This window comes from Anoxybacillus sp. J5B_2022 (genome assembly GCF_026847645.1).
Lineage (GTDB): Bacteria > Bacillota > Bacilli > Bacillales > Anoxybacillaceae > Anoxybacteroides.
The window spans coordinates 1-10,654 of the sequence record NZ_JAPSMC010000025.1; the positions used below are offsets into that span (position 1 = coordinate 1).

A 10,654-nucleotide genomic window follows, 5' to 3' on the forward strand; every position below is an offset into this window, starting at 1 on the left:
ACCAAGGCTTTAAGTGGTGGGTAGTTGACATTTTTCTTTCTTCTGATAAAAAATGTATTTTCTTTTATTGTACAAAGTTTTCACTTTTTTTTCATCAACATTTGGTATGATTTGAATAGAAATGTGCAGGGAAAGAAGGGAGATAAGATGAAGCTGCTTTTGGCCGAAGATGATCTTTATTTAGGAGAATTGATCGTTCATATGTTAAAGAAAAAAGGGGCCGATAAAGTCGATTGGGTGCAAGAAGGGGAAGATGCGTACGAATATGCGCTTGCTTCCTTTTACGATGTCATCATTTTAGATTGGATGTTGCCGAACGGAGATGGGGTCGAAATTTGCAAACGTCTGCGCAAGAAAGGGTACTCGGGAGCGATTTTAATGCTGACGGCGAAAGATGCGGTACAAGACCGCGTTCAAGGGCTTGAGGCAGGGGCGGATGATTATCTCATCAAACCGTTTGAAATCGATGAGCTTGTCGCGCGGTTAAAAGCGTTGTCCCGTCGCACGTTTGTGCCGATTCAAGAAGAAATCGTCCGCTTTAAAGATTTTGTCTTAAATCGGACGAGCCATACGCTCCATCGTGGCGATCAAGAAATTTTCCTCACGCCGCGCGAATTCCAGCTGCTGGATTTGTTATTGCAAAATAAAGGGCGCGTATTGACGCGGGAAACGCTCCTTGACCGTATTTGGGGCTATGATGCGGACGTGTCGATGAAAACGATTGATGCGACTGTTAAGCTGCTACGGAAAAAGCTTGATGAGGACATCATTCAGACTGTACGCGGGGTGGGGTATAAAATTGAAGACTAACATTCTGGCGTTTTGGCGCAAAAACAGTCAAGATATGTTCCGCCTGACGCAGTTTCGGCTCACCGCGCTGTATAGCGGAATGCTGATGGTGTTTTTGACGCTTTTTATTGTCATTGTTTATTCGCTTCTTTATATAATTATTACACACGATCAAGAACGGCGAGTGAATAGCCTTGCCGATCAAGAAAGAAAAGCGATTGAAGATATTTTAGCCCAGCAGACGTTGCTCGATTTTCTGGATAACCAAAACGTTGTTTTTTTAAGCGAAGATCAGTTTTTTTTCTATGTGGTTAATCCAAGGGGAGAGCTTATAATGGGCGATGAGGTGAACAGAGGGGTAAGACCGGCGCTTTTAGCCGCGCTACAAGAGTGGACGCCGAACGAAAAAGAGTTAAAATACATTGACGTCAGCCTGCCGTCCCGCCAACACGAATTTTCGCGGTTTCGCTCGCTTGAACTAAGGCTTTTAGCCGCTGCTCGGCCGATTATCGTCCATAACCAACTTGTTGGTGTGCTATATGTTGGGATGGACACAACGACGTTTTCGCGGTTGTTTAAGTGGCTATGGATGATATTTATCGGGCTTGCCGTCTTATTTATTGGCGTTGCGGTTTTGCTAAGTCATTTTATGTCAAAACGGGCGCTTGTTCCCATTCAAGAAGCGTATAACCGCCAGCGCGAATTTGTCGCCAACGCTTCGCATGAACTAAGAACGCCGTTAAGTGTCATCTTCTCTTCCGTAGAAGCGCTCGAGATGGATGAGGAAGTAAAAGTGAGCGAATTTAGCCAAAAAGTGATGCACCGGCTGCGCGAAGAAGTGAAGCGAATGACGAAGCTCATTAACGATTTATTAACGCTCGCCCGCTCGGATTCAGAACATGCTTTTTTAGAAATTGTGAAAGAGCCGTTTGATTTCCGTCCGCATGCCGAACGAACCATCCAAGTGTTAAAAGAACTAGCCGACAAAAAAGACATTCATTTGCATTTCGATAGCCCAGAGTCTGTCGTCGGCTCTGGCGATGCCGATAAATTGACGCAGCTTCTATACATTTTGCTAGACAACGCGATTAAGTACACGCCAAACGGCGGACACGTGTCGCTTTCGCTTCGGGTCGAGCTATATAAGCAACACCAGCTATTAGTAATCTCTGTAAAAGACACCGGCATCGGCATCGCGCCGGAAGACATCGGCCGCATTTTCGACCGCTTCTACCGTGCCGATAAAGCGCGAACGCGCCAGCACGGCGGACACGGACTCGGATTGTCGATCGCCAAATGGATCGTCGATGCCCATCAAGGAACGATCCACGTTCAAAGCGAAGTCGCCAAAGGAACGGAGTTTATTGTGAAAATTCCTTTTTAAAGGGGCTTTTCGATTGCGAAAAGCTCTTTTTCTTTTTGACCAAAAAAATTTTTGGCTCTTCACCGAAAGTTGTACTTGACTATTTCAGAACACGCCTTCTCTGTACTTATAAGGAAAAATCAGTAAATCAGATTTTTCGTACACGGCGGCTCAAGAAAATCCCCCGCTTGTCAAGTACATGTTGTGGTGATGAACCAAATTTTTTATCCCCTTCTCTTTTTCACCTAATTTTCTCTTTTCTTTTCTACAATACAACATGTAGACAAGCAAAGGAGGTGAAAGGATGAAAAAGAGAAAGGTGTTGCTTTGGTTGTTGCTCGCAGCGGTGACGTTAGGTGGATTGGCGTTGTTCATGAACGTTGGGTTTGGCGAACGAATGCACGGGATGATGATGGACGGGCCGCGCCATTTTCAAGCGTTCGATGGACAACCTAGCATGCTCCACCGTGGTGAATTAGGCGAACATCGCAACTTTGCTTTCCATCACGGAATGCGTGGCGGCATGATGGCTGGCGGCTGGATGCTATTCGGTGTCCTCGCGCTTCTTTTCCAATTGGCGATGATCGCAATCGGCTGGATCATCTGGAAAACATCAAAACGCTCCGGTTGGAAATGGGCAGGAATAGCGCTAATGGGAATCGGGATCGTTGCCCTTCTGCCAAAAGTGTTGCTCATTCCGTTGGCGTTGTTCGTGGCGTATGTGATGTATAAAAAACGCCAACCAACGACTCACGTGTTCAACGAAGACGTTGTACCGTTTACCGTGCCGACTGCACAAACTAGTGACTTTTTAGACGAATGGGAAAAAAATATCCAAAAGGAGGAAAAATAAATGGGACTTTTTAAACGTATCAAAAATGTCGTTCTTGCGGACTTGCATAGCTTGATCGACAAATGTGAAGACCCAATTAGCATGACAAAACAATACCTTCGGGAATTAGAAGAACAGCTTGAGAAAGCGCAACAAGCGCTCGCCCAACAATTTGTCGTCGAACACCGCTATGAGCGTTTGATTCAGCACGCGGAAGAAATGATCGAAAAGCGGGCACGCCAAGCGAAGCTCGCGGTGGAAAAAAACGAAGAGGCCATCGCAAAAATGGCCTTGCAAGAAAAATTGATGTATGAGAAAAAGCTTGATGCATACAAGCAGCAGTATACCACATTAACTGAAAAAACGACATACTTAAAAGAACAAATTAAAAAATTAAAAGAAACATATGAAGAGTTGAAAGTGAAGCAGCTTGATTTAATCGCCCGCGCGAATATGGCAAAAGCGATCCAAACGATCAACCAAGCGCTTGTCTCTTTCCGTCCAGACCATGCGCTCAAAGGCTTTGCCCGTATGGAAGAGCGCGTTTTCGCCCTAGAAGCAGAAGCAAAAGCAAGCAGCTATGTATATGAATCACAACGCGCCGTTACACCGCCAATTCTCGAAGAAGAAGTCGAAAAAGAATTAGCGAAATTGAAAGCAGCCGAATAAACATCATTCCCCCTTTCTCATATAGATGACCCCCTTGTGTTAAGCAAGGGGGATGTGTTTTATTTCCGATGCATTTTAAACTCAAGGAACAGTTCATTATAATAAGCAAGCATTCGTTTTCCTAAGTTTTCATATACCTCCAAATGTTCGATGGAGTCGAAGTCCGGGTAAAAACGTTTGTCGTCCACGATCTCTTTCGGCAAATACTCAAGCGCCTTTTTGTTTGGCGTGGAATAGCCGACATATTCTGCATTTTGCGCGGCATGCTTCGGATCGAGCATGAAGTTAATAAATTGGTGCGCACCGTCAATATTTTTCGCCGTTTTTGGAATGACCATATTGTCAAACCATAAGTTCGATCCTTCTTTCGGCACGACGTAATCGAGCTTATCGTTTTCGGCAATCATTTCTGCGGCATCTCCCGACCAGACGACACCGACCGCTGCCTCTTCGTTCGCAATCAACATTTTAATCTCATCGCCGACAATCGCTTTCACATTCGGCGTAAGGGCATCCAATTTCCGCTTCGCTTCCTCAAGATGCGCCTTATTCGTATCATTTAACGAATAATGAAGGCTGTTTAACGCCATGCCCATCACTTCGCGCGCCCCATCGACAAGCAAAATTTGATTGCGCAAATCTTTGTCCCATAAGTCGTTCCAGCTCGTAATTTTTTTGCCGCCAAGCATGTCGCGGTTATAAACGATGCCGACCGTTCCCCAAAAATACGGAACAGAATAGCGATTATTCGGGTCAAACGATAAGTTTAAAAAGCGTGGGTCGATGTATTTTAAGTTTGGCAGCTTCTTATGGTCTAATGGGAGAAGCAGACCTTCTTCTTTCATTTTGCTGACGGCGTACTCCGACGGCACCGCGACGTCAAACGTCGTTCCCCCTTGCGCGATTTTCGCCATCATCGCTTCGTTCGAATCAAACGTTTGGTAAATGACTTTTAACCCCGTTTGTTTTTCAAACATCGTAATAAGCTCAGAGTCAATATAATCGCCCCAGTTGTAGACAATTAATGTATTGTCCCCTGCATACCCTTCTGCTTCATTCAGACGGTTGGACACGTATAAAAGCAAAAGCGAAAGAAGCAACACTGCGATAAACGATTGCACAAGCTTTCTCATTTTTTCCACATCCCATACAAACGACTGCCTTTTTGGCTTATCCAATAATAGCCGGCGACAAGAAAAATCGTAAGCAAAAATAGTAATGTCGACAACGCATTAATCGATAGGGAAATCCCTTGCCGCGCCCGCGAGTAAATTTCGACCGACAATGTCGAAAAACCGTTTCCGGTCACAAAAAACGTCACCGCAAAATCATCGAGTGAATACGTAAGCGCCATAAAAAATCCAGCAAAAATGCCCGGCGTGATAAACGGCAAAATCACTTTCGTCAATATGTGCCACTCGTTCGCTCCTAAGTCGCGCGCCGCATCGATCCACGTCGGGCTCATTTCCTGCAGCTTCGGCAATACCATTAATACAACAATCGGCACACTAAAGGCGATATGCGACAATAGCACCGAAACAAAGCCGAGCTTAATCCCAGCAAGGGTAAACAAAATTAAAAACGACGCCCCGATAATCACGTCTGGGCTTACAATCAGCACATTATTGAACGTCAAAAGCGTATTTTTGACTTGCCGGCTTTTTACATAATAAATCGCGAGCGCGCCGATAACACCTAAAACGGTGGAAATAAGCGCAGACAATAAAGCAACGATGAGTGTATTTAAAACGATCATAAGCAGGCGAGTATCTTGAAACACTTCTTTATACCATTCGAGCGTAAACCCTTGAAAATGGTGCATCGTCCCGCCACTGTTGAACGAATACACAAGCAAATAAACAATCGGCGTGTACAAGATGATAAAGACGATGAGTAAATATGCGTTTCCCCATGTCAGCCGCCGCATTCGTATCACCTCCGATTCCCCGTCAGCACGACAACGAACGCCATAATCATAATTAAAAATACCGCAATCGTCGCCCCCATTCCCCAATCTTGCGTGACGAGGAAATGCTCTTCGATGGCAGTCCCGAGCGTTATAACGCGGTTACCAGCAATTAAGCGCGTAATCATAAAGAGCGACAGCGCTGGGATAAAGACGGCTTGGCAGCCTGCTTTTACGCCATCGAGCGTCAGCGGAAACACAACGCGCCGAAACGTCGTCCACGCGGAAGCGCCCAAGTCGCGCGCCGCATCGACAAGCGACGGATTCAATTCTTCCAGCGCATTAAAAATCGGCAACACCATAAACGGAATAAAAATATATACGGACACAAATACGAAACTAAAGTCGGTGAATAATAGTTGTTTTGTGCCAACGCCAATCGCGTTTAACACTGCATTTGCCAGCCCAAACGTGCCAAAAATGCCTAAAAACGCATACACCTTTAACAATAAGTTCACCCATGTCGGCAAAATGATCATTAACAGCCATAATTGCTTATGCTTTGTTTTCGTCAACAAATACGCCGTCGGGTAGGCGATAAGGAGCGAAAACAACGTAATTAAAAACGCATACCAAAATGAACTAAGTGTCATTTTTAAGTACACAGGCGTAAAAAATTTTTCATAGTTTTCTAACGTCCAATGCCCTTCGATATCGAAAAATGAATCATATACGATCAACGCGATCGGTGCGACGACGCATAAAACAATCCATACTACATACGGGAATAAATAAACGTTGCGCACGCTATTCATCGGCATCCTCTTCCTTTACGCGCATGACATGAATTGCTTCTGCTTCAAAATAAAGCCCGATTTCCTCCCCTACTTCCGCTTTTTTCGTCGAGTGGACAAGCCATTCGTTGCCGTTTTCATCATAACCGCAAATTTCGTAATGTACCCCGCGGAATAGCTGCGAATCGACGCGCACGCGCAGTTTGCCGCGGTCTTTCGTCGTAATTTCTAAATCTTCTGGACGGATGACGATATCGACCCGCTCATTTGGCTGAAATCCGTAGTCCACGCATTCAAATTGTTTGCCGGCAAACTCGACAAGGTAGTCTTTCACCATCCGGCCGGATAAAATGTTCGACTCGCCGATAAAGTCAGCGACAAACCGGTTGACCGGCTCATCATAAATGTCTTTCGGCGTACCGCTTTGCTCGATTTTTCCTTTATTCAAAACAAAAATTTGATCGGACATCGCCAGCGCTTCTTCTTGGTCATGTGTCACAAAAATAAACGTAATACCAAGCCGGCGCTGCAGCTCGCGCAACTCATATTGCATTTCCGTGCGCAGCTTTAAATCGAGTGCGGAAAGCGGTTCGTCTAGAAGTAACACTTCTGGTTCATTAACAATCGCGCGCGCAATCGCCACCCGCTGCCTTTGCCCACCGGACATTTCTTGAATTCTCCGATTTTCGTATCCTTGCAAGTTGACAAAATGAAGCGCCTCCGCAACTTTGTCGCGAATATCGGCTTCCTTCATCTTCTTCACCCGCAAGCCAAACGCGACGTTTTCAAACACGTCCAAATGCGGAAACAACGCATAGTCTTGAAACACTGTATTCACTTGGCGCTTATTCGCTGGTACGTGATTCACCGGCTGCCCATGAAAATAAATCGTCCCCGTCGTTGGCTCGGTAAATCCAGCAATCAAGCGCAAAATCGTCGTCTTCCCGCACCCCGACGGTCCAAGCAACGTATAAAACTTCCCCTTCTCCATTTCAAAACTCACATCATCCAACACCACAAGCCCATCATACTGCTTCGTCACACCCTCGAAGCGGATGATTATCTCCTGTTCCAACCCAAACCCTCCGTTACACACAAAATAAACTCCGAATTTTCTTATCATTTCTATTAGAACACGTAGGAAAAGGGAGTGCAATGGGGAGTTTTTGCAGATAAAAAATTTTTCAAACAACTAACAGCGGTCATCAATAGGATCAAACCGCGGAAGTCGACACTAATTGTGAACTATTACTCTTATGTTGCCAAACATGACGTATCATTTGTATAATAAAAGCAGGTATTTTATAAAATAACTGTAGATGAGTAAATTCACTAACATAAATTTACATACAAACAAAAAAAGATTCATCACCACAATATGTACTTGACGAATGATACTTTTTCCTGAACAAGAACGTGAAAAAACCACTGATTTGCTGATTCTTCCTCACAAGCATCAGTAAAGCGTGTTATAAAAACAGGCGTGTTGATTACCCAATAATATCTATAAACATCATAGAAAAAAGAGCACCTTTCCTGTAGAATGTAAGTGGCTACACAAACAAACTCAGGAGGTGCTCTCTATGAACAAGCATACCACACTCCCAAATTTGATGCAAAAAATTGTTTCTGATTCTTCTTTAAAACAGAATCTCCAATAACAGCATCTCCTTATCCCATCAACTTCCGCACCCACTTGAGCGCATTTGGGAAGTTCGGGTAGCGAATTGGGATGTCGAAAGTTGTTGTTTGTTTGACGACGCTTTTGTAGTGTGAGAAGGCATCGAAGCTTGCCTTGCCGTGGTAAGCGCCGATTCCGCTTTGTCCGACGCCGCCAAACGGCAAATGGGGGTTGGCGATGTGCATGATGGTGTCGTTGATGCAGCCGCCGCCAAAGCTCACTTGTGCCAGCACTTGTTGCTCGATGTGCTTGTCTTCTGCAAACAAATAAAGGGCGAGCGGTTTTTCGTTCGCTTGCACTGTGTGAATCACTTCCTCAATCGTTTGGAACGTAAGAATAGGTAAGAGAGGACCGAAAATTTCTTCTTGCATGATGGCATCGTCCCACGTTACATCATCTAGTAGCGTCGGCTCAATCCACCGCTGTTTGATGTCATAGTTTCCACCGTGTATCACCGTACCATTTACTAAAAAACGAACAAGTCGTTCTGCATGCCGTTCGCTCACAATACGACCGTATGTATCGTGATTGCCGTACAGTTCATCCATATATCGCTTCATTTTTTCAAACAACGGCTGCTTCACCGCTTCGTGTACAAGGACGTAATCAGGGGCAATGCACGTTTGTCCAGCATTTAAAAACTTGCCCCAAATGATTCGTTTCGCGGCTAATTCGAGATGGGCAGACTGATCGACAATCGCTGGGCTTTTTCCACCGAGTTCTAATGTGACAGGAATAAGGTGTTTCGCAGCCGCCGCCATGACGATTTTTCCGACCGGTACGCTTCCGGTGAAAAAAATATGGTCAAAGCGCAAGCTAAGTAGCTCTTGGCTTACATCACCCCCGCCTTCAACGACAGTAACATACTCTTCCGGAAACGCCTCGGCAACGATTGTTTTCAACAGCGTTGACATCGCTGGCGTATATTCAGACGGTTTCACTACTGCACAATTTCCTGCCGCAATCGCGCCAATAAGCGGACTAATCGCGAGCTGAAACGGATAGTTCCATGGCGCAATAATGAGGCTTACTCCGTATGGCTCTGGATATACGTAGCTTTTTGAGCCAAAGTGCGTCAACGGCGTCGGTACGCGCTTCGGCTTCATCCATCGAGCAAGCCGCTTCGTGATAAAATGGATTTCTTCATACACGATCCCGATTTCTGTCGTATATGCTTCAAATGGTGATTTATTCAGCTCTTTCGCCAATGTATCAATAATCGTTTGTTCATGTGCTTGAATCGTTTCTTTCAAACGAGCAAGCTGCGCAAGCCGAAAAGACAACGAAAGCGTTGCCCCTGTGCGAAAATACCGCTTCTGTTTTTGCAGAATGTCATTCATCGCTTTCCCTCTCTTTAAATACATATTCCATATCAGATAAATACCTATAAAACTCCCTCGGATGAATGCGCTTAATCGATCCAATCTGGGCTGGAAATCGCCGATAATTGGTCGTAAGTATGTAATCACATTCCTCTTGAATAGCTGTTATCCAAACATGAAAGTCTTCTTGATCAAAACGATAAAGTGGCTCAGACATTTCTTGCGAAGTAATAATCTGCTTAGCAGTTTCGTGATCACATCCGCTTAACTCGACCAATACTTCTCCAATCGGACGATTCTCTCGCATGATTGTTTCAACACTATACCGACCAACTAAGCTATTGACAGGAAGGTTTGTATAGTACCGAAAGATTGGACATAAAAATTCGTTTAAAAATGCTTCGATTTCTTGCAGAGTGTATATAACCATCTTATCTCCTTTTCCAAGTCCTTGGAAAGCATTTCTAACAAACTCAAATAAACAAACACGTGATATGACTGGCTGAAAGAAATGTGGGAAACGAGCAGCTTTAAGAATCTTTCGGTTGATTCCATCGACTCGCAGCGCACCGCATAAAACGGTCGTGTCGATCAATACTTTAGGGGGGACGCAGGGAATCATAGATTAAATTCATCTACATCCCCTGCCTCTTGATTCTTTCTATCGATTTGGTGTAGGACTTGCTCTGCACGGTCATCTTGTTCCGGCGTTGTAACAAAAATGTCTTGTGGAATTCTCCAATGACCGCCATCTGTTTTATATGCTCCTGGGAATTTTCCAATTTCACACATTCGTCGAATCGTTTGGTCACTTAACCCGAGCTTTTTCGCCACTTCAGTCGTCGTGTAATAAGCAATAGCAGTCTGTCTAGATGGAAATGAAACGATAGAGGTTGGTAGATGGTAGTTTTTTACTTTATTGTTTAATTTAGCACTTTCATTTAACAGGGAAACAAGCAATTTTTTGCGAACAGTCAGTGAATCACCTTCCGCTATTTCGGACAGCTGTTCAATATAATCCACTAAATATTCATACGCCTTCTCCTGTTCTTTCGTTGTATAAGCCTCTCGCATTTTCTTTTCGATGTCCCGAAGCAAGGAAAGGTGCTCCTCATTTGGCAATGAAAAGCGAATGGTTGAAAAAACAGGGAGCGTAATCCCTAGTTGCCAAAAAGATTTTTCAATTGCTGCTTTAAATACAGCTTTCGCCTTTTCACTATTAATTTGCGAAAGAATGTACACACTATCCCACATATGTTCTTGCTCTCGGTCGATGGCACGTGTCACTTTTCCCACCT

11 protein-coding genes are annotated in these 10,654 nt (G+C 44.6%); 4 read left to right on the forward strand and 7 right to left on the reverse strand.

Features of this window, described 5'->3' with window-relative positions:
- The first annotated feature begins 147 nt into the window (after window positions 1-147).
- The 4 genes from M4I42_RS08700 to M4I42_RS08715 all read left to right on the forward strand — a co-directional run bounded on the left by M4I42_RS08700 (window position 148) and on the right by M4I42_RS08715 (window position 3,653).
- Window positions 148-810, forward strand: coding sequence for a response regulator transcription factor (locus M4I42_RS08700; RefSeq protein ID WP_268851813.1), 663 nt, complete (start codon window positions 148-150; stop codon window positions 808-810).
- On the forward strand, window positions 800-2,173 hold the full coding sequence (locus M4I42_RS08705; protein ID WP_268851814.1) for a sensor histidine kinase: 1,374 nt from the start codon (window positions 800-802) through the stop codon (window positions 2,171-2,173). Before M4I42_RS08700 ends, M4I42_RS08705 begins: the two co-directional genes overlap by 11 nt.
- 283 nt (window positions 2,174-2,456) lie before the next feature.
- On the forward strand, window positions 2,457-3,005 hold the full coding sequence (locus tag M4I42_RS08710) for a hypothetical protein (RefSeq protein ID WP_268851815.1): 549 nt from the start codon (window positions 2,457-2,459) through the stop codon (window positions 3,003-3,005).
- Window positions 3,006-3,653 (forward strand): PspA/IM30 family protein, encoded by a 648-nt coding sequence (locus tag M4I42_RS08715; protein ID WP_268851816.1) that lies wholly within the window; start codon window positions 3,006-3,008, stop codon window positions 3,651-3,653.
- A 59-nt stretch (window positions 3,654-3,712) separates the two neighbouring features.
- Here M4I42_RS08715 and M4I42_RS08720 read toward each other — a convergent pair whose 3' ends face one another.
- The 7 genes from M4I42_RS08720 to M4I42_RS08750 form a co-directional block, all read right to left on the reverse strand.
- Entirely contained in the window at window positions 3,713-4,786 is a 1,074-nt protein-coding gene (locus tag M4I42_RS08720; protein ID WP_268851817.1) for an ABC transporter substrate-binding protein, read from the reverse strand.
- The gene (locus M4I42_RS08725; RefSeq protein ID WP_268851818.1) at window positions 4,783-5,580 is read right to left on the reverse strand and encodes an ABC transporter permease; all 798 of its coding nucleotides are present in this window, start codon (window positions 5,578-5,580) and stop codon (window positions 4,783-4,785) included. Before M4I42_RS08725 ends, M4I42_RS08720 begins: the two co-directional genes overlap by 4 nt.
- 5 nt (window positions 5,581-5,585) lie before the next feature.
- Window positions 5,586-6,380 carry an ABC transporter permease gene (locus M4I42_RS08730; protein ID WP_268851819.1) on the reverse strand — a complete coding sequence of 265 codons (795 nt, stop codon included), beginning with the start codon at window positions 6,378-6,380 and terminating at the stop codon, window positions 5,586-5,588.
- On the reverse strand, window positions 6,367-7,476 hold the full coding sequence (locus M4I42_RS08735) for an ABC transporter ATP-binding protein (RefSeq protein ID WP_442864092.1): 1,110 nt from the start codon (window positions 7,474-7,476) through the stop codon (window positions 6,367-6,369). Before M4I42_RS08735 ends, M4I42_RS08730 begins: the two co-directional genes overlap by 14 nt.
- 548 nt (window positions 7,477-8,024) lie before the next feature.
- A complete protein-coding gene (locus tag M4I42_RS08740; protein WP_268851821.1) occupies window positions 8,025-9,374 on the reverse strand; it encodes an aldehyde dehydrogenase in 1,350 nt (449 codons plus the stop codon).
- Window positions 9,367-9,978 (reverse strand): PIN domain-containing protein, encoded by a 612-nt coding sequence (locus M4I42_RS08745; protein WP_268851822.1) that lies wholly within the window; start codon window positions 9,976-9,978, stop codon window positions 9,367-9,369. The genes M4I42_RS08740 and M4I42_RS08745 overlap by 8 nt, the downstream gene beginning before the upstream one ends.
- Window positions 9,975-10,643 carry a helix-turn-helix domain-containing protein gene (locus tag M4I42_RS08750; RefSeq protein ID WP_268851823.1) on the reverse strand — a complete coding sequence of 223 codons (669 nt, stop codon included), beginning with the start codon at window positions 10,641-10,643 and terminating at the stop codon, window positions 9,975-9,977. Before M4I42_RS08750 ends, M4I42_RS08745 begins: the two co-directional genes overlap by 4 nt.
- Between the last annotated feature and the right edge of the window lie 11 nt (window positions 10,644-10,654).